Source organism: Exiguobacterium sp. MMG028, from assembly GCF_027947425.1.
GTDB classification, from domain to species: domain Bacteria; phylum Bacillota; class Bacilli; order Exiguobacteriales; family Exiguobacteriaceae; genus Exiguobacterium; species Exiguobacterium aestuarii_A.
The window spans coordinates 599,679-619,623 of sequence record NZ_JAQJIN010000001.1 but is presented as its reverse complement, the minus strand read 5'-3'; the positions used below and the strand labels follow the sequence as shown (position 1 = coordinate 619,623).

Genomic DNA, 19,945 nt, shown 5'->3' with positions numbered 1-19,945 from the left:
AGAGGGGCAAAGAACTGTGAAATGTATGCAGGTCTTTGCTCTTTTTCGCTATAATAAAGAAAATTAGGATATAGGAGGGTGCATGATGCAAATAAAGAACTATGGACCGGTGACGGCAGTTTGCGCAAAAGTGAAGAACGGTCCATTCGAAATGTCGATGTATGTGTATTATATCGATGGCATGATCATCGATACCGGGACGCGTACGATGCTCCCCGCTCTACAATCCTTTTATGAGTCGGTCCCAATCGACCTCGTCAGTATCACTCACCCACATGAAGACCACATCGGAACTGCCGCATGGCTCGAGCGAACTTACGGAGTCCCAATCTACATACGTGAAACCGCGATCGAAATGTGTCGGGCGAGGCTAGATATCCCCGATTATCGGGCACGCTTCTCCGGTGACCCGGAACCGTTTCAACCAATCGCCTATCATGATAATCAAATCACGTCGGAACATCATTCATATGAGGTGATTCATACACCAGGTCATGAACCAAATCACGTCGTCTTATTCGATGAGGAGAACGGTCGACTGTTTTCCGGTGATTTGTTTGTCCATCCGTATCCGAAAGTGATGATTCCCGAGGAGTCCGTCCCCGAACAGATTCGCTCGCTAAAACGTGTCCTGAGTCTAGAATTTGAGGAAGTATATTGCCAACACGCTGGGCGTCTCGAGAAGGGGAGGGAGCAATTGACCAAAAAGCTCGATTATCTAGAACGTTTGACCGATGACGTGTTAACGAAAACCGCTGCGGGCTATACGATTGACGATATCAACGCTCACCTTTTCCCTGACCCGTCGCCGCTCGTCCAAATCTCCAAGCGGGATTATGACTCCAGACATATGATTTCAAGTATTCTTCGAGAAGTCTACGAACAACTTCGTTGACAGAAGGCGAATCACCTAGTATTCTGAATACATGATTAAACGTTTAAACTTTTAAACGGAGTGATGAATATGAAACAACCAGATACAACACCCGAGGCGTCGCTATCTTTATTTGAAGATGCAATCCCATTGTTCCAAGTATTAGCCGACGTCAATCGTCAACGCATCATCGTCGAGATCGCCAGACATGAGCGATTGAACGTCAATCAGATTGATGAAAAGATCGAGTTGTCTAGACCGGCCATCTCGCATCACCTCAAACTGTTGCGACAAGCAGGGATCGTCTCTTCCGAGAAAATCGGGACGGAGAATTTTTACTTCTTGACCCTCGAGGACGCGGTCGGACTGCTCAAAGCACTGACCCGTGCGATCGAAGATGAATGTATCTTATGACCTTTCTTTTTGAAAACAAAGAGAAAGGCTTCTTTTCCACTAATTAGTTTAAAAGTTTAAACATATAAACATTAAGAGGAGAATGAATATGAATCAGAAACAAACGATTGTCATCACGGGAGCGTCAAGCGGGATTGGTCGAGCGACCGTCGAACTGTTCAGCAAACGAGGCTGGCATGTCGCCGCAACGATGCGAAGTCCTGAAGACCATCAAGAACTGTCCAACCTAAAAGGGGTATCGCTCTATCAGCTAGATGTGACGAACGAATCGAGCATTCGTGACGCCTTCGAGCAAATCGTCTCGGATCACGGCACAATCGATGTGTTATTGAATAATGCCGGGTACGGAGCGGTCGGGATTTTTGAAGAAGCCTCTCCTGAACAGATTCAGCGTCAGTTTGATACAAACGTCTTCGGTGTGATGAATGTGATCCGGGCATCTCTCCCGTATTTCCGTAAACAACGGAGCGGGCGTATTGTGACCGTGTCTTCGGTCGGTGGTCAAATCACATTCCCAATCTATAGTCTGTATCATAGTTCAAAATGGGCGATCGAAGGGTTCATCGAATCGCTTCAGTTTGAACTGGCACCGTTTAATATCGACATGAAATTGATTGAACCAGGACCAATCAAGACAGACTTTTATGGTCGTTCCCAGGAACTCGTCCGTGACCAACCGCTCGACGTATATGATAACTATACGGAAGTCGCGCTCCATAACACGAATGCCGCTGGTGCGAACGCTGAAGGCCCGGAGGTCGTCGCCGAGACGATTTGGCGTGCAGCGACCGACCGGAAGAAGCGTCTCCGCTATCCATCGGGTAAACAGGCAGGACTGTTGATCGCGCTGAAGCGTTATCTGCCGAACCAAGTGTTCTTCTCTATCGTGCGACGTGTCGTAGAGAAAAATTAACATCAAGTATCTCTTTTGAACTTCATCAGTGTCGGAAAAAATTTTTTATCCACTCATTCAATGATAAATATCACACAAAATCACCCGATATAACTGTAAGAGGAGGGGTTTGATGAAAAAAGTCTCACTGGCATTATCGACGTTCATTCTTATGATTGGATTGACGGCAACACCGACAGACTCGGTCGATGCTGCGGCGAAACGCTTCAAAAACTGCACGGAGATGAACAAAGTGTATAAAGGGGGCGTGGCCAAATCGAAGACGACCAAAAACAAAGGTGGAAAGACGCGTTATAAACCTTATGTCAATAAAGCCTTATATGACGCGAATCAATCAAAAGACCGCGACAAAGACGGAATCGCCTGTGAACGGTGATCATAAATCATGCATCGAATCAGCCGCCATACGAGGGCGGCTTTTTGTATGGATATAGACAACGATTCGACCACATGATATTATCATAAATAATAACATTATCAAATATGATAACATTGAGGTGGAATCAATGAATCAAGATGTCTTAAAAAGTTTATTGAACCCGATTCGCATGAAAATCTTTCAACACGTTCTGATGAATGAAGGAGTCACGACCGGAGACTTAGCAAAAGCACTTCCCGATGTTCCTCAAGCGAGCCTCTATCGCCATATCAACAAAATGGTACAAGACGAGATTTTATCTGTCATGAGCGAAAATAAAGTTCGCGGGGTGTATGAGAAAGTATATGCGATTCAAAACAATCCGTTAACCAGTATCAACAAGATTGTTGAGGAGGAAGACCGAGAGCAACTGTATATGGTCTGTTACACGTTTGCGATGTCACTGCTCATGGATTTCGGCAACTATCTGAAGCGCGACTCAATCGATCTCCTAGAAGACAAAGTCGGATTCCGGAGCATCCCGCTCTACCTGTCCGATACCGAAAGTGACCGATTCTTAAAAGGTCTTTATGACTTATTAGAAGATGTGTTGGACCATGAGCCATCCGAAGAACGTACGTTACGAAAGTTCTCGTATGCGTTCATGCCGGTCGAAGAAAAGGAGGAGATGGATGATGTATAAGCAAGAACAGGTATTCATTCAAGGAGAATCAACCATCGCGGCTACAATGACGACTCCACATGGTAGCCAGTCGCCATTTCCAGCCATCATCCTTATCGGGGGGACCGGTGGATTGGACCGCGACGGGAATGGGACAGGCTTCAAGTCGAATCTGTATAAAGATCTGGCAGAATGGCTGACGACACAAGGTTTCGTCACGTTACGTTTTGACAAACGTGGCATCGGCAAAAGTGGAGGAAATCGGAATACCGTCGGTCTGTCTGGGCTCGTTGATGACGTGGCAACGATGATCCGTTATCTGAAATCGGTCTCACAAGACATCTTGTTGCTCGGTCATAGCGAAGGATGTATTGTCGCTACGCTTGCGGCTGAACGCGAGTCGGTTTCCGGCCTGATTCTATTGTCTGGTGCCGGTGCGGCCTTGAAGACGAGCATGCAGGAACAGGCGCACTTCTTACTCGATGAAGTAAAGCGTACGAAAGGAATCAAAGGGAAACTACTCCGACTCAGCTTGAACGAGAAGTCGGTCATCGGAAAGCAACAAAAACTGTTCGAACGTGTCACAGCGACGGACCAGGATACGATGCGAATCCAACTGATGAAATTCCCTGCCAAATGGTTACGGGAGCACCTTGCGTATACGGATGAGTCGCTCCGGGATCGCTTGGTTCAGTTGAATGTACCGACACTTGCGCTGACCGGAGATCGAGACGTTCAAACGGACGTCCATCATCTTGACGAGCTCGATGCTCTTCACGCGGAACATGTCGAGGTACAAAAGATTAGAAACATGGACCATATGTTGAAACATTTCGACGGGGAGATGAGCATTCTGGACGTGAAAAAACAATATCGTGCACAACTCACTGAGCCGCTTCATCCCGAGCTACAACACCAGCTCCACGAATGGCTCATACGCCACAACTGGATATCATGATAAAGAAGAAGGCAGCGGAGAATTATCCGTTGCCTTCTTCTTTACGTAAGAACCGCTCAACGTGTCCCATCGAGAAATGACGACTCCACTGGACGAAGTGCCCGCCTGGGACGGCAATCAATTGCACAGAGGGATGAAGCTCCCGTTCCGCTCGTTTGATATGCCGGAGCGTCCGTTTCGCCTCATTCAAATCAATACCTGTGAAGTCCGCATAATAGAGTTGCGTCGGCACTTTGACCCGTCGAAGCAAATCCTTAAAGTCCAGTCCGTCGTATCCGAACAATAAATGTATGCCACCGGTCGACAGACGAGCGGGCTGCTCGAAAGCTGTTCGAATCATCGATGTTGATTCAACCCCAATCCGTCGACAGAACAATTGAAACCGTTCCTCGGAAAATACGGAATCACTCTTGTTCATGTGAGCTTCAATCGAGTTCAAGATGCGCTTCGGGGAACTGTGATAGAGCAGTCGCAAAAGGGGGAAAGCGAATCCAAATATGCCATATTCACGAAAAGGCATCATGGCATTCGGTTTATGACCTTGATCGAGGAGAATCAACCGTCTGACCCGGTCTGGGTAATGGACCGCATAAGCAAGCGCGATGGCACCCCCCATCGAATGTCCGATCAACCGAATGGACTCCAATTGTCGTGAAGTTCGGTATGCTTCGACCCAATCTGCGAGTACTTTGGAGGTCGCATATGTATGTAGTCCTTCACTCTCACCAAAACCAGGTAAGTCTAACAGATGGATTTCAAATTGTTTATGTAACGCTTCGACAAACTGTTGTCCTTGAGACCCGGTGAATCCGCCACCGGGAAGGAATAGAACAGGGTCACCTTGACCGTGGATGGTTGCTTTGAATTGTCTCACTTCATCTCTCCTCTATATAGAATGGATTCCATTCAAGTATAAAGATGATTGGAAATCAATTGAAGAAATTTCGCCATCTTTCTCACGGTGTTCGTGAACAAATGAGGGTATAACTTAGTGATAGGTAGCTTTCTATCATCACGCATCATATACGCTCTTAAGTTTAAAGGAGGAATGATGGATGAAACTTTCGGGGAAAACAGCAATCGTCACCGGGGCCGGCTCTGGTATGGGGCGGGCCATCGCTAAACTCTTCGCGAAGGAAGGCGCGCGGGTCGTCGCATTCGATATGAATGAAGATTCTGTGCAGGCAGTGGTCGAAGAGATGAAGACGGGAGGTGGGGAAGTCGTCGGCATCGCTGGTAACGTCACGAATCAGTCAGATATCGACCGACTCGTCGATACAGCGAAAGAAACGTTCGGGTCGGTCGACATTCTCGTCAATAATGCGGGCATCATGGACAACTTTATGACGGTGGGGGAAGTGACGGATGAACTATGGGACCGAGTCCTTGCCGTCAATTTGACCGGACCGATGAAATTAGCCCGTGCTGCCATTCAAGTGATGGAGAAACAAGATAGTGGCGGGGTCATCATCAACAATGCGTCTGTCGGAGGATTGTTCGGCACTCGAGGTGGCGCAGCGTATGTGGCATCGAAACATGCCTTGATCGGGTTAACGAAAAATATTGCAGCAACCCATGGGACACTCGGTAAGATTCGTGCTAATGCCATCGCGCCAGGTGGTGTCAATACGAATATCGGTTCGACCATCACCGCTCCGAGCGAACTCGGGATGCGTGCCATCCAAGGTGCGGGGGAAGCACCGATGGGTGAACCCGAACAAATCGCGAACGTCGCGCTCTTTTTAGCGTCAGACGATTCAAGTTTTGTAAATGGAGATGTACTGAAAGCGGATGGCGGTTGGACGGCAAGATAAACGAAAAGAGCCGAAATCATTCGGCTCTTTTCGTTTGGTATTTTTTTCGATAGGCGAGCGGGGTGATCGAATGATGTGCTTTAAATGTCTGGACGAAGTGACTGACTGATGAGTATTCGTATAATTGAGCTGTTTCAGCAATTGATAGTTGAGTCGTAAGTAAAGTATTCGCAGCATTGTGCATACGAACTGACTGGATGTATTGAGAAGGAGAAGTACCTAGATATCTAGTGAATAAACGACAACATTCACTTTTGCTTAACTTGTTATGATCAGCTAACTGAGTTAATGTCAGCCGCGAATGTTTTTCAGAATGAATCGAATGAAGAAGATTCGTGACACGATTTAGTGAACTAGAACGATACATCGGCTCGTTCATTCGTTGGATACGATGGCGCCAAATGACCGTTAAGTGAAGAAGTGAATCAAACAATGAAAAGTCATCGTTTGATAATAGTCGATTCACCGCTTTCTCAGCCGCTTGAAGTGCGGCACGATCTTGCTTCTGATTAGAATCATACATGTAGGGTGGGTAATGGTTCTCTATATACGGTCGGACATATATGTCTTCTAATAGTGTTGATAACGTCCCTTGCGGGGTAAAGGAGATTTCGTATACGCGGCTCACCGATGTTGAAAGGCGTATCGAATAGAATTGATTCGGTCCAATCATACATCCTGACTTGGATGTAAGTTGATAACGAATCCCGTCAATTGATAAATCACATTCGCCGTCTATTACCCAAATTAAGTGGAATTGTTTCGAAACATAAAAATGAGACGTGGGGCAGTGTGAAGAGTCCCATATTGTTGCGGACGGATATTGAGTCCCTTCCAATGGATCACCTCAAAATCATGATATTTTTTAATGAGTTATACCGGGACATAAGAAATAAAACCGAATATCATGCCAAAATTCATACATTTTCCCAGACTGAACGAATGAAAATTGAACCAGTTTCTTCTATATAACTGATCAATCAATCCGCAGTTCATTCTTATCTCTGTCAATTGTACGGATATTCTAGTCTTATATATGTAATGATTGTTAAAATCGCATCATTGTAGCCTACGAGTTTATGTTCAATGGCTTCATCTTGTTGTTCAGATGTCTTGAATGAATCAGTTACTGAATCCAGCAACATTAGATACTTGTTAACAAATTCATCTTCATACATAACCGTAACATCTTCTAACATTTGTTCGAATGCTACTAACTGACCTTCATCATACGATTGATAGTAGGCTTTATCAAATATTGTCTGCTTATGAATAAACATGATTTCTCTTTCAATCATGTTTGCTAAAGTGAAACTCGACAACCATTCATTCTCCAAATGTCTCCCCTCCAGAGCGTCTATCAAAATGATTCCGAAACCTAAAAAAAAGTTTTCATCAATCAGACTCTTCAAGTCAGTACAATAAACCTTCAAAGTAATCTTCTAGCGCAATACAGAATTCGGGATCAATACAAGATAAGATATTGATGACTGCAGTAGTATAGCCGTTCAGATGATCAGCCTGGCTTCGGCTCGAAAATTCACCCACTTTATATCGCTCATTCAAATCATCCATCTCTGTTAGGTATTTTTCTAAAAACTGATTCTCTTTCATCTCAATGACATCTGATAACATATTACGTAGAGCCAGCAACTGGCCTGTTTGAAAATCAATTAGCCGACCTACTTGTAAATCGTTCACAAACAAATCTTCAAATACTTTGTTCGTCTCAACAAATTGAATTTGTCTCTCAATCACATCTTTGATCGTGAATGAAGATAGTTTCGTATGACTCACTAGAGTATCTCCTTCATAATCGATTTAAAAGATGAGCCACCCTGTAAAAGCCGCATGGACGAGAATCGCAACAGGTACCCCAATCCGGAATTTCGGCTTCAACGTTTTATGTCGGAAGATGCGCATTGCCAAATAAGCGCCGAATGCCCCACCAATCCATGCCATCGTCAATAACGTACGCTCCGAAATGCGCCAAGCCCCGATGCGAGACCGTCGTTTATCGACAAAAAATGACACAAACGCTAGTAAATTAGTCACAATGTAATATAGCAGTAATAGTTCCAAAGACCAAAACCTCCTTATTTCTCTCTTTATTATATCCTAAAATGGCTCTACAAAGCCGTTTTTATGGATTGAAACAATTTTCTGAATCCTCTCATCCCCATGAATTGTTCTGTAAATGAACTGATATGACTCTCATATCGTCCTGTAATCGCTATGAAATATAGAGGTGTTACAGTAAGGGGGCGTTAGAAAAGGGAGGAATATTCTTATGAAAAAACCACTATTGACACTAACGGCACTCGCTGGCCTTAGTTTAGGAGTCGCTGCTCCAGCTTCGGCAGCATCAACACACACAGTTCAGTCTGGAGATACACTCTACCGTATCGCCGTGAACAACAACGTCTCTGTAAACGACATTAAACAAGCGAACGGCTTAAACTCAAATATGATTTACCCGAACCAAGTCTTGAAACTTGGAAAGGCAGAAGCGAAGTCACAAGCTTCTACTGCATCTAAAACGTATACAGTTAAATCAGGTGATACACTTTATCGTATCGCATTGAACCACGGGATCTCTGTCAATCAATTGATGACTTGGAACGGTCTTGATTCAGATCTTATCTTCCCAGGCCAACAGTTCGCCGTGAAAGGTGCAGCAGCTGCATCAGTAGCGAATGATGCGAAGGCATCAGCACCGAAAACTTCAACATCAACACCTGTTACGAAAACAGCATCGTCTACAACGCAAACCCAAGCTCCGGCTTCAGGTAAGACAATGACTGTTGAAGCAACAGCGTATACACCATACTGTGCTGGATGTTCTGGTATCACAGCGACAGGTATCGATGTTCGTTCGAACCCTAACCAAAAAGTCATCGCGGTCGACCCTTCTGTCATTCCGCTCGGTTCTAAAGTATGGGTTGAAGGATACGGTACAGCCATCGCAGGAGACACTGGTGGTGCCATCAAAGGTAATAAAATTGACCTCTTGATGCCGACACAAGAGCAAGCGCTCAACTTCGGACGCAAGTCAATCACAATCAAAGTCTTGAACTAATTCAAGCTCATCAAAGACACTGCCATCGGGCGGTGTCTTTTTTTGTGTTTATCCTTTTTCCCAAGGATTCTTCACTTTCGTCAACCCTAAGCGTTTGGCGAGCGGCTTAATCGTCAATCCATGCAAGGCGACCGAGATAACGACGAGACCGAGCGTGGTCGGGAGCATCCGTTCTGCGTCTTCAATCCCTAATTCTGCAATCTCTTGTGCAAAAAATGCTGTCACCGTCATGGCGACGATCCCACGTGGGGCAATCCAACTGATGAGCGCCCGCTCTTTCGTTGTCAAAGGGGAGCTGAGTAAGGAGGTTTGCACGGAGACGGGGCGTACGATGAATAAAATTCCTAGAATCGACAAGAGGAGCGGCCAGTCGAAGATGGCAAGTAAACTGTCGCGGGTCAAACTCGCGGTCAGAATGATAAACACGGTCGAAACGAGCAAGATCGAGATGTTTTCTTTAAACTCGCGAAGTTGTTTCAAAATGTGGAGATGCCCATGTTTGGAGTTCGCCATCGTCAACCCCATCGCCGTCACGGCCAACAGTCCTACCTCATGCATGACCCATTCACTGATGGAGTAAACAAGAAGAACTCCTGAGAACGTCAACGTCGTCCGTAAATATTCTGGGACTTTCTCATTCCCGAACAAGCGGATGAGTAAATGTCCGACGGCAATCCCAAAAGCGACGGCGACGATACAGGACCAAAAGAAAGGTAGATGGCTCGCGAGTCCGTCATTTTGATACAAAATAAAGCCGATCCGTACGACGAAGAGACCCATCAATGCACCGAGTGGATCGACGATAATCCCTTCCCATTTCAACACTTTCGAAGGTCGAACTGATAAGTTTGCTTGACGTAATAACGGAATGATGACAGTTGGTCCTGTCACCACGAAGATGGCCCCCAGTGTGAAAGCCGGCAACCAATGAAAATCTCCAATCCAAATCAATAAGATAGAGGTCAGGATAAACGAAATGAAGACACCGACGGTAACGAGACGAAAAATTGGCTTTCTTAAATCATCAATCTCTTTAAACTCGAGACTGAGACTGCCTTCAAATAAGATGAGCGCCACGGCGATCGAGATGAGCGGGCTATATAAATCACCTAATATCAAGTCTGGCTCTAACCATCCGAAAATCGGACCGACCAGGATACCTGCAACCGTCATGATCAAGATGGCAGGGAAGTCAAAACGCCATGCAATCAACTGCGAAAGTGCACCGATGAGGACAAGTAAGCTGAATCCGATCATCATGTCTTCCATAAACACCCTCCATTTCATCGCTTCCTCATATATGTATACCCATATCATGAAAAACATCTGCTAAGAATGCCCGATTTCGGGTAAGAATTGAAGGAAAGGGAGGGATACGATGGAAGTAACAATCGGACTCATCATCGTCATACTGACATGGCTCATCTTATTGCTTAACCTCACGTTCGCCGTCACCATCATCTTTTTTGAGAGGCGGGACATCGGTACGACGTGGGCATGGCTGCTCGTTCTCTTCTTCTTACCACTCATTGGCTTTTTCGTGTACATCTTCTTCGGCCGACTGATCAAGTCTCAAAACTTTTATGAAGTGGAAGAAGAGAAACGCGAAGCATATCACCACCATGTCGAAGAACAACTCGATCAGCTCGACCGTTCGCTCGCCCCGTTCAATCATCCACTTCTTTTGAAATATCGCCGGCTGGCACGTCTGAACCTCGTGTCGACGAATGCGCTGATGTCATTCCACAACGATATCACCGTCCTGCACGACGGAACGGAAAAGTTCGACAAAATGTTTCAAGACATCGAGCACGCGACGAAAGAAGTGAACATTCAATATTACATCATCCAAAACGACCCGCTCGGTCAGTCTCTCATTCGTCTGTTAACGGAGAAGGCGAAACAAGGGGTACGCATCCGTCTCCTTTATGATGCTGTCGGATCGAGAGGATTAAGACATAAACACTTTAAGGATTTACTCGCTCACGGAGGAGAAGTCAAATCGTTCTTCCCGTCCAAACTCGGCATCAATTTCCGAGTCAACAATCGAAATCACCGAAAACTCTGTATCATCGACGGTGAACTCGGTTATATCGGGGGTTTTAACGTCGGGGATGAATACCTTGGAAAAGATGAGCACTTCGGCTATTGGCGTGACGTTCACTTACGAATCTCTGGCGACGCCGTGAAAGAATTATTAGAACGGTTCATCTTAGACTGGAATCGCTCGGTCCCGACGAAAACGAAAGCACGGAAAAACGACTTTGTCTGGCCGACCGAGGGAATCTCACATCATGCTTCACCGGTTCAAATCGTGACCTCAGGACCGAATTCCTCGACGGAGCACCTGAAGAACATGCTCGTCAAAATGATCACACAGTCAAAAGATTGTATCTATATTCAGACACCATACTTCATTCCGGATGCGAGCTTCCTTGATGCCTGTCGGATTGCTCTCATGGCAGGTACCAAAATCAAGCTGATGATTCCAAATAAGCCGGACCATATGTTTGTCTACTGGGCGACTTATGCGAATGCGGCGGAACTCGTACGCTACGGAGCTGAGGTCTTTACGTACGAAGAAGGATTCCTCCATGCGAAGACGCTCGTAATTGACGGAGAGGTCGCTTCTATCGGGACGACGAATATCGATGCGCGAAGCTTCCGTCTCAACTTTGAAATTTCAGCGCTCGTCTTCGACCGAGATGTCGCCCAGTCGGTCATCGATGCATTCGAACGGGACGAATCCCGTGCCGAACGGTTGACGATTGAGCGATACGAGTCGAGGACTCGTTGGATTCGTTTCAAAGAGAGCGTGTCACGCCTGCTCAGCCCGATCCTATAACGCGAAACATCCGGTAGAGGAAATTCCTCACCGGATGTTTTTTAACGTTTCTTCAATTGTGCGACAAGACGCTCGAATGACTCATTGACGTCTTTTGGAGCTTCCTTGTCTCCATATTCCGCCGCCTCTAACCATTCAGCGTATAAGGTATGGTTCGTAAACCCAATTCGTTGTAGCCAGTCAGATACCGTTTCTTCACGGAGACGCGGTTGCACTTGTTCGAGCTTCCGTCCCGTTTCGAGAAGCTGAATCTGTCTTGGGGAACGAACAATTCGTTTATCGGAAAGCGTCGGGTGATGAATACTCTTTGGAATCATCCCGTCTTCCTGGATGTCTTTTCGCTTCTGTAAATAGAAGAACAAACCGACACCAATCAACAAGGTGACAACAAAGATACCGATGAAAAAGAGTGACTCATTCGAAGCGGACTGGAGTAATGTCTCCTGTGACACTGTCTCCGCATCGATGTTTGGGTTATCTGGCACGAGGAAGCGGTTCACACGGTCATTCGGATCGAGTGTGATGCCGTCGAACCAGCTGCCAATCCATAAGAAGAAAGGACTGATCCAGGCGATGACATTCCCAAACAACAGCTCTTTGATCGTACGGATGATGAGGGAAACGGCTAACCCGATTCCTAGCCCGAGAGCAAGCATTGTCACCATGCGCTTATAGTCACGACGATAGTAAAGATTCCGCTGCCAAATCAAAAAGATGAACGGAAAGAGCACCATCGCGAGCGGCTGGGTCGCCGGTGGGAATAACCAGTCGGCCACTAAGAACAGGACACTCGCCATCGCGTAACGATCCGTCCAATCCAACGTTCGGATAAACGCATGCACGTACGTGAAGACCAAAAGCAAAATGCTCATTTCGTATGAGAAGTACAGGGCACCGATCGAAAGGACCGTCTGCACGATAAGTTGTGTGTTCCGAGAGAGACGTAGCGTCAATAAAAAGAGGAGCGGAAACACGTGACCGATATAAAATGCCGCGAAGACCCACCATAACCATCTCATTGACCGTCACCCCCTAACCGTAAGATCGATTGATTCCCGCTATACTTGGCGACTTTTCGTTCGAACAAGGAGCGTGCCAATGGAAAATCGCTCTCCGACAGACAGGCGAACGTCGTCATGATCTTACGGAAATGCACCTCGCCGCTTCCAGGAGGTAGGTCGTATGTGATCCCATCTTTCGTAAGCGTCGGGACGATGAGACCATAACTTGCGTTCTCTTTCTCGAAATCACGGCAGAGGGCTGCCGCTTGTGAGATGAGTCGTTCCATCTGATAGGTGAGGGCTCGTCCGTCTTTCGTCAACAAATCGAGGACGATCACATACTCATTCGCTTGGACCGGTTGCTCTGTGCGGGCAAGCAATTCCCCTGTTTTCGCATAGGCAGACCAATACAACTGTCGCATCGGTTGTCCGTGATACGGGGTGACCGACTGGAACGTCTCCGGGTCACGATAGGCGCTATGTCGGACCATCTCCTCCCCAGGGAGGGTAGGTGGCCGTTTCGGAATCGGATACGGTGAAAATTCAGGAAACACATAACCGATTCGGGGAAGGGTGTCTTCCTTGTATAGAGAGAACATACGAAGCGGGTCACGAATTTCCATCCCGATTGCCTCAAGGCGGATGGGGCCGCGCTTCTTGGCATGGAGCGGGATGGTAAAGTCGACGGTTGCATTCGTCTCGACAAAGTTCTCCTGGCGCCAAAACGCGTGACCTTCCGACTCGACGGTCGGATGTAAATACCCGGATAGACGTACGACTCCGAGTGGTACTTTTGCAGTGGATACGAGTTTTAACACGTAGACAGCGTCGTCGTTCGGGAACAGTTTTAACTCCTCGGTGAGGTCGACATGCACATGCTCCGCTAACCGAAACATGAAAGCCGGCATGACCAAAGCATAGAGACTGAAGCCGATCAATAGGCTCGCTATCAAGACATTCCCATATAGCGCTGTGAAGACCCCGACGACAAACAAGAGCCACATGTATCCGGACTCGAGATAGCGTGGGCTGACTAACTGCATCTTACACCTCTGATGGGACCTGGATGGTCTCGAGTACAGATTTGATGAGCTTCGTCGGTTTCGTCTTCAAGGAAGCTTCGACCGTCAAGACGATTCGGTGTCCTAGAATCGGAAGAGCGAGCGCTCGGATGTCTTCTGGTGAAACGAAGTCTCGTCCTTCCATATAGGCATGTGCCCGGGCCGCCATCGTATAGGCAAGGGTCGCTCGCGGACTCGGACCCACCTCGATATCCCTGTGGTGACGGAGTGACTCCATCAAATCGAGGAGATAGTCCTCCATCGCCTCATGGAACTTCACATCGCGAACCTCTTGTTGCATCTTCAACAGCTCGTCACGTTGAAGCGAGAATGGCTCTGTCGACAGATGCTCATTTCGAATCAAACGACGCTCTGAATCTCGTGACAGGGGAGCCAGTGTCAATTTGAACAGGAATCGATCCAATTGTGCTTGCGGAAGCGGAAATGTCCCTTGTCCGTCGAACGGGTTTTGTGTAGCAATCATAAAGAACGGTTCCGGTAACTGAAGTGACACTTCCCCGAGGGTCACTTGACGTTCTTGCATCGCCTCAAGCAAGGCCGATTGCGTACGCGGTGTCGTCCGGTTAATCTCATCGACGAGAAGAATTGACGTAAAAATAGGTCCCGTCCGACGTTCAAACGCCCCCGTCGTCGGATTGAACAATTCCATTCCTAAAATGTCACTCGGTAAAGTGTCCGGCGTACATTGGACACGCTGAAACGTCGCCGATATGGAACTAGCGAGACTTCGGGCGAGAGTCGTTTTCCCTGTTCCTGGACGGTCTTCCAGTAACACGTGTCCTCCTGATAATAATGCAATCGAGGCAAGTTTAATTGCTTTTGATTGCCCGATGACTTGATCATTTAAATGTGAAACCCATGGATGCACCATTCAAAATCCCCCTATATTTTTCTGATAATTAAGAAAATCATAGCATAATCGACGATTGAGGTGTGCGGAAAATCCGACGATAATCTAAAAAAGACCGACCGGCATCAGCCAGTCAGTCAACGTTTTGGGGAATCTAAGTATCGTTCAAAATGACGCTCGAGCCACTCTTGGAAAAACGACATGAACGTACAAATCGCCCAGTAAATCAATGCCACGACGATATAGACCGTCATATAATCAAACTCACGACCCCCGACGATTTTTGCTTTATTGAAGATCTCCGGGACAGTGATCATCGCCGCAAGGGAACTCGCTTTGATTAAATCGAGAAAGACGTTCGAGAGCGGGGGAAGGGCGATCCGTGTCGCCTGAGGTAGGACGACACCTTTGAGCGTCAACCATTTCCCCATCCCGAGCGAACGGGCCGCTTCCACCTGTCCGTCATCAACTGCACGAATCGACGAGCGGATAATCTCGGCGATATAGGCGGCAGAGTTCAAACTAAACCCGAGAATGGCTGCAGTCAATGCGGCAAACTCGATACCGATGAACGGGAATCCCGAATAGAGGATGAACAAGATGATCAGAATGGGCACACCACGCATGAACGAGATATAAAATGTCGATGGATAGCGAAGGAGTCGCGTCGGAGACAACTTCCCAAGCGCCAATATCAGACCAAGCACAAGACCGAAAAACATGCTCGTAAAGGAAATCCAAAGCGTGTTCGGTAATCCACCTAACAGATAAGGGAACGACTCGATGGCTAGGTCTACGTCAAAGATGGCGTCCCATTTGATGTCTGAGAACGTCATATCATTTCCTTACTTCGTCTCGACGATTGTCGCGTCCACATCAGGTTCAACCGAGACGTCGGCCCCGTTGTAGAATTGCTCTGACAACTCTTTGACCGTACCGTCTTCGAGCATTTCTTCCAGTACACGGTCGATATTTTCTTGAAGCTCGTCGTTTTCGTTATCCATCAAGAATGCGACTTCTTGCGGGTTATAAGCGATATCAGGGTGAATCGTGATATCGAACTCAGGGAAGAAGGCGAGAGCAAGCGTTTGAAGATAGTAATCGTTCAAGATGACATCGGTACGTCCTGTCGAGACATCACGCAAGTACTGGTCGTTCGTCGCGTTGTCATAGATGACTTCTTCAGCTCCGTATTGACGTGCCACATCCATGAAGACGGTCGTCGCTTCACCAGCGGCTTTTTTGCCTTTCAAATCTTCAAGCGATTCAATGCCTGAAAGGTCGCTCTTCCGAACGATGGCTGTTCCGTATGTGTACTTATACGGTTTCGAGAAAGCAAACTTTTCCTTGCGGTCTTCGGTGACCGAGATATCATTCGCCGCTACGTCGATTTGACCGTTTTGAACGCTCGTCAACATGTTGTCAAATGCCATTTCTTTGAACTCGACTTCAAGCTCGAGGCGCTTTGCGATCTCTTTCATGAGTTCCACGTCAAAACCTGTCAACGTATCACTCTCTTCTTCACGGAAAGAAGCGGGGTAGAGCGTACCAGCCGTTCCGACTGTCAACGTTCCTTCTTCTTGAATTTCTTCCCAACGTGTCGTATCTGCTTGATTCGTGCTATCATCACCACAAGCGGCAAGTGGGATTGCTAAAAACAATGTTGCTGCCAAACCTTTTGTTGTTCGTTTCACAAGAATTCCTCCTTAGATGCTTCATCTGTCTAAAAATAGCATGAGTTCACCGGTCTAGCAACTATGAAACACGTATTAAACAGATTCAAGTCACATTTGAAACGTTTATTCATAAAGCGCTAACATTCCGTTGAATGCGAAATTCATTTCTATAATACAGATATCATTAATTAATGAAACAGGTTTTCAACTGACATAACAACTAGGTTAATCGAAATGAACAAATGGAAATAATCCTATTATGAAAAGAGGCGGAACGAATGAGTCGTATTCAACTAAATGTACTAAATGAGTCACTTATCAATCAAGTGAATGACGCGAATGACCCATTTCCAATCATCGGTCGAATCATCCCAAGTTATATGAACGGAGAATGGACATATGTAGAAGAACTTTATGATAACAGAAAGGAAATATCATTCCCAGACGATCAGATTGATTGGCGAGATTACATGGAACGAGACAATCGCGTCGTATATTTAGCGATGGACAATGATGAATGTGTCGGGCAAATCCGGCTCGTGAAAGATTGGAATCGGTTTGCATACATAGAAAACATTGCGGTCAGAAAGACACACCGTAAACTAGGAATTGGACGAATGCTACTTGTGGCGGCAGAAAGATGGGCTAAAGAGAGAGACTTGACTGGATTATCTCTTGAGGCACAGAACGATAACTTGATTGCATGTCGCTTTTATAGAAAAGAGGGATTCCAACTCGGAGGAGTCGATACAATGAAACAACACGCGAATCCACAGATTGATTTGACCTTGTATTGGTACAAGATTTTCGAAGAAGGGGGTAATCATAAATAGAGTATTTTCATACTCTTTTTTATTAGTTTACATAACATATATTATCAGTAAAAATAAAGACTCATCTCATTATCTTAGTATACTTATGATAGTGAGATGAGATAGAAATTTAAGAAGAGTGTGTATATCGAATTAATGTGACACCGGGTTCTGGTTCAAATTCAGTACTTCGCACAAATCCGAGTTTCGTATAAAGACGCTTGGCGGGCCCGTTATGTTTGCCCGTATGCACGTATACGAGCTGTCCTTTATGAATACTCAACACGTGCTCAAGTAGCGTCGTCGCCAGTCTCGCCCGAAAATATGTCGGATCAATACAAAGCTTTGTGATCTCCACCGTGTTTTCGGATGCTTCAATGGTGACAAATCCAATCAACCGCTCCTCGACATACAATCCATAGCTCGTACCTGGCAAGTTTTGAATGACATCAATCGTCTCATATCGTGCCGGAATCTCGTCAAATCCGAGCAGTTCCGCTTCAACAGCATATGCATTCCGCTGAATCTCGAGCATCTGCTGGGCCTGTTCGAATTGATGGATCGGGATTTCTTTTAATTGCATCGTCTCACCCCTCCATTATCGAGTAAACTTCCTTGCCTGTTTGCGTTTCGCCCGCTTCAGTGCCAAATAGAGACGATGTGTCCCTTTAAGTGGCGGACCATGCCCGACAAAGGTCAAGAGTGGTGACAAATCAATCAATCGCTCCGCACTCCCTACAGCAACGGATCGGTTCCATGTCGCAAGACCAGGCAGCGGGAACAACGGACGGACGTCCCCCGCCACTGCGGCCCCTCCCTGCGACTGAAAAGCGTCTCCGGCGAATAATACCCGATTCGTTTCATCGTAAAATGCAATCGAACCTGGTGTATGCCCACTTGCGGCAAGGACACGTAGACCAAATAGCCGCTCACCGGGATCTAACAACGTATCTGGTGTAGAACGAATCGTCGGCAAGGAACCCCGTATCTTGTGCTCTTCTTCCTCATCTAGTGAACGGTCTCCTGATAGTAAGCGGGCATCACGCCGGGAGATGAACAATTCTGCGAGTGGATGTTCCGCTTTGATGGCATCTACCCCACCGACATGGTCTCCGTGGGCATGCGTCAATAAAATGGCAAGGAGTGGTTTGTCGAGTTCTTCAATATACGACAGAATATGTGCCGCATTTCGTTTTAGCGCCGTGTCGATCAAGACGAGCCCGAGCTCATGTTCGATCAGCTGGACGTTGATTGGAAGAACGGGAGCGTAAAAGGTTAGTTGGTGGATATGTCCGTATCGTCTCACTTTCATCGAAAATCCTCCTAATCGAATAAGGTGGTCCAGTCATCTTCTTGCCAGTGCGCGTCGAAGCACATATGAATCTGTTCGAGCGTGTTTCGGGCAAGGGAGAGCTCTGGTAAATGGTCGCGTTCAAAGAATCCGACATCCGTCGTCTCTACGCCGGCAGCGCCTTCCCCTTCCCCGTCACCGATCAATGCACACTCGATGAAGAGTTTGTAATAGTGCTCAGAAAGTGGCGGGTGTGGATGTTCGTGCATATCAAATAAGGCGAGTAACCGCACCGGAATGACATCCAAGTCGGCCTCTTCTTCGACTTCTTTGATGATATTCGCAGCAGGAGAACGGTTCACCTCACAGAAACCACCTGGTAGTGTCCATAACCCGTCCGACCGCTCCTTGACGAGTAACAATCGGTCCCCTTTGAAGACAACGCCCCGTACATCGAGCTTCGGTGTCGGATACCCTTGAACATGGACCAATTGAGAGACGGCCTCGTTCGGTAAGTCTGAATGTCGTTCATACATCTCTTTTGCGATTTCTTGGAGTTCTTCATATCGTTCTCGGTCATATTGATCACGTGTGAACGTCAGACCGGCCTGAGACAGCGCCTGAATCCGTTTCGCCCACGTCAGCCATTGAGACATATAGATCCCCCTATCATTTGTCCTACATGTTTCTTTCGGCAAATCGTCGCGTTCTCCTTTTTAGATTTATATTCCTCGAAGACTCGGACAAGCCACGTATACTGAAAGTAAACAGAGGAGAGGTGCAGCATGAATCGTTATGAACTGACTCATTTCAAAGAAACTTTGTTACATTATTCAGAATCTGACTTACGGTATAAATACACCCCTGCGATTTGGTCAATTGGTCAGATGTACGATCATATCATGTTGGTCGCGGATGAGTATTTAGATGAAGTCGACCATTGTCTTCAAGAAGACGGCAAACTCGGTGGAGAGAAGACACCATTCGGGGAGAAGTTGTTCCGAGAAGGTGGATTTCCTCCAATCAAAATCGAGCTCCCTCCCGAGATGAACCAACCTCCGAACAATATCGATACGAATGAGCAGTTACTCGGGCGGATGACCACCTTGATTTCAAGGATGGATGCGTTAGAAACCCGTCTAGGCGACGCCACAGACGATTGGAAGACCTTTCACGGTGGATTCGGCTGGTTGAATGCGAGAGAGTGGTTCGAGCTTGTCGAGATGCATACACGGCATCACCGTCGACAGCAACAAGAACTAGAAGGATGGCTAACACAAAAAGACCTGTGAGCGG

The 19,945-nt window shown here is 46.8% G+C and carries 25 protein-coding genes; 11 read left to right on the top strand and 14 right to left on the bottom strand.

Annotated features, from left to right (window positions below; genetic code table 11):
- Positions 1-85 precede the first annotated feature (85 nt).
- From PJK55_RS03325 to PJK55_RS03300, 6 genes are all read left to right on the top strand, one after another.
- A complete protein-coding gene (locus tag PJK55_RS03325; RefSeq protein ID WP_271304799.1) occupies positions 86-895 on the top strand; it encodes an MBL fold metallo-hydrolase in 810 nt (269 codons plus the stop codon).
- A gap of 69 nt (positions 896-964) precedes the next feature.
- Complete coding sequence (locus tag PJK55_RS03320; protein WP_214692369.1) at positions 965-1,288, top strand: ArsR/SmtB family transcription factor; 324 nt, start codon at positions 965-967, stop codon at positions 1,286-1,288.
- 88 nt (positions 1,289-1,376) lie between these two features.
- A complete protein-coding gene (locus PJK55_RS03315) occupies positions 1,377-2,201 on the top strand; it encodes an SDR family oxidoreductase (RefSeq protein ID WP_271304798.1) in 825 nt (274 codons plus the stop codon).
- A 151-nt stretch (positions 2,202-2,352) separates the two neighbouring features.
- Positions 2,353-2,577 (top strand): excalibur calcium-binding domain-containing protein, encoded by a 225-nt coding sequence (locus PJK55_RS03310; RefSeq protein ID WP_370149069.1) that lies wholly within the window; start codon positions 2,353-2,355, stop codon positions 2,575-2,577.
- A gap of 130 nt (positions 2,578-2,707) precedes the next feature.
- Positions 2,708-3,262, top strand: coding sequence for a helix-turn-helix domain-containing protein (locus PJK55_RS03305; protein ID WP_271304797.1), 555 nt, complete (start codon positions 2,708-2,710; stop codon positions 3,260-3,262).
- Positions 3,255-4,199, top strand: a complete 945-nt coding sequence (locus PJK55_RS03300) for an alpha/beta hydrolase (RefSeq protein ID WP_271304796.1) — start codon at positions 3,255-3,257, stop codon at positions 4,197-4,199. The genes PJK55_RS03305 and PJK55_RS03300 overlap by 8 nt, the downstream gene beginning before the upstream one ends.
- A 22-nt stretch (positions 4,200-4,221) precedes the next feature.
- On the opposite strand, the gene PJK55_RS03295 is transcribed toward PJK55_RS03300, so the two are convergent.
- Positions 4,222-5,073: an alpha/beta fold hydrolase gene (locus PJK55_RS03295; RefSeq protein WP_271304795.1), complete on the bottom strand. Its 852-nt coding sequence runs from the start codon at positions 5,071-5,073 to the stop codon at positions 4,222-4,224.
- 181 nt (positions 5,074-5,254) lie between these two features.
- Between PJK55_RS03295 and PJK55_RS03290 the strand changes: the two genes are divergently transcribed.
- Entirely contained in the window at positions 5,255-6,013 is a 759-nt protein-coding gene (locus tag PJK55_RS03290) for a glucose 1-dehydrogenase (RefSeq protein ID WP_271304794.1), read from the top strand.
- A 16-nt stretch (positions 6,014-6,029) separates the two neighbouring features.
- Here the strand turns inward: PJK55_RS03290 and PJK55_RS03285 are convergent, their stop codons facing one another.
- The 4 genes from PJK55_RS03285 to PJK55_RS03270 all read right to left on the bottom strand — a co-directional run bounded on the left by PJK55_RS03285 (position 6,030) and on the right by PJK55_RS03270 (position 8,095).
- Complete coding sequence (locus tag PJK55_RS03285; protein ID WP_271304793.1) at positions 6,030-6,686, bottom strand: helix-turn-helix transcriptional regulator; 657 nt, start codon at positions 6,684-6,686, stop codon at positions 6,030-6,032.
- Between the two features lie 334 nt (positions 6,687-7,020).
- Positions 7,021-7,350 carry a hypothetical protein gene (locus tag PJK55_RS03280; RefSeq protein WP_271304792.1) on the bottom strand — a complete coding sequence of 110 codons (330 nt, stop codon included), beginning with the start codon at positions 7,348-7,350 and terminating at the stop codon, positions 7,021-7,023.
- Positions 7,351-7,426: 76 nt separating this feature from the next.
- Positions 7,427-7,810, bottom strand: a complete 384-nt coding sequence (locus tag PJK55_RS03275) for a hypothetical protein (protein ID WP_271304791.1) — start codon at positions 7,808-7,810, stop codon at positions 7,427-7,429.
- Between the two features lie 24 nt (positions 7,811-7,834).
- On the bottom strand, positions 7,835-8,095 hold the full coding sequence (locus tag PJK55_RS03270; RefSeq protein ID WP_214692393.1) for a DUF1294 domain-containing protein: 261 nt from the start codon (positions 8,093-8,095) through the stop codon (positions 7,835-7,837).
- A 208-nt stretch (positions 8,096-8,303) separates the two neighbouring features.
- On the opposite strand from PJK55_RS03270, the gene PJK55_RS03265 reads away from it, so the two are divergent.
- Positions 8,304-9,092, top strand: coding sequence for a LysM peptidoglycan-binding and 3D domain-containing protein (locus tag PJK55_RS03265; RefSeq protein WP_271304790.1), 789 nt, complete (start codon positions 8,304-8,306; stop codon positions 9,090-9,092).
- Between the two features lie 48 nt (positions 9,093-9,140).
- On the opposite strand, the gene PJK55_RS03260 is transcribed toward PJK55_RS03265, so the two are convergent.
- On the bottom strand, positions 9,141-10,361 hold the full coding sequence (locus PJK55_RS03260; protein ID WP_271304789.1) for a cation:proton antiporter: 1,221 nt from the start codon (positions 10,359-10,361) through the stop codon (positions 9,141-9,143).
- 109 nt (positions 10,362-10,470) lie between these two features.
- On the opposite strand from PJK55_RS03260, the gene cls reads away from it, so the two are divergent.
- On the top strand, positions 10,471-11,937 hold the full coding sequence (gene cls / locus PJK55_RS03255; RefSeq protein ID WP_271304788.1) for a cardiolipin synthase: 1,467 nt from the start codon (positions 10,471-10,473) through the stop codon (positions 11,935-11,937).
- A gap of 41 nt (positions 11,938-11,978) precedes the next feature.
- Here the strand turns inward: cls and PJK55_RS03250 are convergent, their stop codons facing one another.
- From PJK55_RS03250 to PJK55_RS03230, 5 genes are all read right to left on the bottom strand, one after another.
- Positions 11,979-12,956: a hypothetical protein gene (locus PJK55_RS03250; RefSeq protein WP_271304787.1), complete on the bottom strand. Its 978-nt coding sequence runs from the start codon at positions 12,954-12,956 to the stop codon at positions 11,979-11,981.
- Positions 12,953-13,981, bottom strand: a complete 1,029-nt coding sequence (locus PJK55_RS03245; protein WP_271304786.1) for a DUF58 domain-containing protein — start codon at positions 13,979-13,981, stop codon at positions 12,953-12,955. The genes PJK55_RS03250 and PJK55_RS03245 overlap by 4 nt, the downstream gene beginning before the upstream one ends.
- Before the next feature lies 1 nt (position 13,982).
- Complete coding sequence (locus PJK55_RS03240; RefSeq protein ID WP_271304785.1) at positions 13,983-14,891, bottom strand: AAA family ATPase; 909 nt, start codon at positions 14,889-14,891, stop codon at positions 13,983-13,985.
- A 116-nt stretch (positions 14,892-15,007) separates the two neighbouring features.
- Positions 15,008-15,706 (bottom strand): amino acid ABC transporter permease, encoded by a 699-nt coding sequence (locus tag PJK55_RS03235; protein WP_214692406.1) that lies wholly within the window; start codon positions 15,704-15,706, stop codon positions 15,008-15,010.
- 9 nt (positions 15,707-15,715) lie between these two features.
- On the bottom strand, positions 15,716-16,564 hold the full coding sequence (locus PJK55_RS03230; protein WP_214760938.1) for a transporter substrate-binding domain-containing protein: 849 nt from the start codon (positions 16,562-16,564) through the stop codon (positions 15,716-15,718).
- Between the two features lie 260 nt (positions 16,565-16,824).
- On the opposite strand from PJK55_RS03230, the gene PJK55_RS03225 reads away from it, so the two are divergent.
- Positions 16,825-17,379 (top strand): GNAT family N-acetyltransferase, encoded by a 555-nt coding sequence (locus PJK55_RS03225; protein WP_271304784.1) that lies wholly within the window; start codon positions 16,825-16,827, stop codon positions 17,377-17,379.
- A gap of 109 nt (positions 17,380-17,488) precedes the next feature.
- On the opposite strand, the gene PJK55_RS03220 is transcribed toward PJK55_RS03225, so the two are convergent.
- Genes PJK55_RS03220 through PJK55_RS03210 form a run of 3 tightly spaced genes read right to left on the bottom strand, consistent with a single transcriptional unit; the run spans position 17,489 to position 19,305 of the window.
- Positions 17,489-17,941, bottom strand: coding sequence for a GNAT family N-acetyltransferase (locus PJK55_RS03220; RefSeq protein WP_214782950.1), 453 nt, complete (start codon positions 17,939-17,941; stop codon positions 17,489-17,491).
- Positions 17,942-17,956: 15 nt separating this feature from the next.
- Positions 17,957-18,670 carry an MBL fold metallo-hydrolase gene (locus tag PJK55_RS03215; protein ID WP_271304783.1) on the bottom strand — a complete coding sequence of 238 codons (714 nt, stop codon included), beginning with the start codon at positions 18,668-18,670 and terminating at the stop codon, positions 17,957-17,959.
- Positions 18,671-18,681: 11 nt separating this feature from the next.
- Positions 18,682-19,305: an NUDIX hydrolase gene (locus PJK55_RS03210; RefSeq protein WP_271304782.1), complete on the bottom strand. Its 624-nt coding sequence runs from the start codon at positions 19,303-19,305 to the stop codon at positions 18,682-18,684.
- Between the two features lie 129 nt (positions 19,306-19,434).
- Here PJK55_RS03210 and PJK55_RS03205 point away from each other — a divergent pair, with 129 nt between their 5' ends.
- Positions 19,435-19,941, top strand: coding sequence for a DinB family protein (locus PJK55_RS03205; RefSeq protein WP_271304781.1), 507 nt, complete (start codon positions 19,435-19,437; stop codon positions 19,939-19,941).
- Positions 19,942-19,945: the final 4 nt, after the last annotated feature.

Coding starts and splice junctions, on each gene's coding strand:
- PJK55_RS03325 (WP_271304799.1), top strand. CDS start 86: ATGCAAATAAAGAACTATGGACCGGTGACGGCAGTTTGCGCAAAAGTG.
- PJK55_RS03320 (WP_214692369.1), top strand. CDS start 965: ATGAAACAACCAGATACAACACCCGAGGCGTCGCTATCTTTATTTGAA.
- PJK55_RS03315 (WP_271304798.1), top strand. CDS start 1,377: ATGAATCAGAAACAAACGATTGTCATCACGGGAGCGTCAAGCGGGATT.
- PJK55_RS03310 (WP_370149069.1), top strand. CDS start 2,353: ATGATTGGATTGACGGCAACACCGACAGACTCGGTCGATGCTGCGGCG.
- PJK55_RS03305 (WP_271304797.1), top strand. CDS start 2,708: ATGAATCAAGATGTCTTAAAAAGTTTATTGAACCCGATTCGCATGAAA.
- PJK55_RS03300 (WP_271304796.1), top strand. CDS start 3,255: ATGTATAAGCAAGAACAGGTATTCATTCAAGGAGAATCAACCATCGCG.
- PJK55_RS03290 (WP_271304794.1), top strand. CDS start 5,255: ATGAAACTTTCGGGGAAAACAGCAATCGTCACCGGGGCCGGCTCTGGT.
- PJK55_RS03285 (WP_271304793.1), bottom strand. CDS start 6,686: ATGATTGGACCGAATCAATTCTATTCGATACGCCTTTCAACATCGGTG.
- PJK55_RS03265 (WP_271304790.1), top strand. CDS start 8,304: ATGAAAAAACCACTATTGACACTAACGGCACTCGCTGGCCTTAGTTTA.
- PJK55_RS03260 (WP_271304789.1), bottom strand. CDS start 10,361: ATGGAAGACATGATGATCGGATTCAGCTTACTTGTCCTCATCGGTGCA.
- cls (WP_271304788.1), top strand. CDS start 10,471: ATGGAAGTAACAATCGGACTCATCATCGTCATACTGACATGGCTCATC.
- PJK55_RS03250 (WP_271304787.1), bottom strand. CDS start 12,956: ATGAGATGGTTATGGTGGGTCTTCGCGGCATTTTATATCGGTCACGTG.
- PJK55_RS03245 (WP_271304786.1), bottom strand. CDS start 13,981: ATGCAGTTAGTCAGCCCACGCTATCTCGAGTCCGGATACATGTGGCTC.
- PJK55_RS03240 (WP_271304785.1), bottom strand. CDS start 14,891: ATGGTGCATCCATGGGTTTCACATTTAAATGATCAAGTCATCGGGCAA.
- PJK55_RS03235 (WP_214692406.1), bottom strand. CDS start 15,706: ATGACGTTCTCAGACATCAAATGGGACGCCATCTTTGACGTAGACCTA.
- PJK55_RS03225 (WP_271304784.1), top strand. CDS start 16,825: ATGAGTCGTATTCAACTAAATGTACTAAATGAGTCACTTATCAATCAA.
- PJK55_RS03220 (WP_214782950.1), bottom strand. CDS start 17,941: ATGCAATTAAAAGAAATCCCGATCCATCAATTCGAACAGGCCCAGCAG.
- PJK55_RS03215 (WP_271304783.1), bottom strand. CDS start 18,670: ATGAAAGTGAGACGATACGGACATATCCACCAACTAACCTTTTACGCT.
- PJK55_RS03210 (WP_271304782.1), bottom strand. CDS start 19,305: ATGTCTCAATGGCTGACGTGGGCGAAACGGATTCAGGCGCTGTCTCAG.
- PJK55_RS03205 (WP_271304781.1), top strand. CDS start 19,435: ATGAATCGTTATGAACTGACTCATTTCAAAGAAACTTTGTTACATTAT.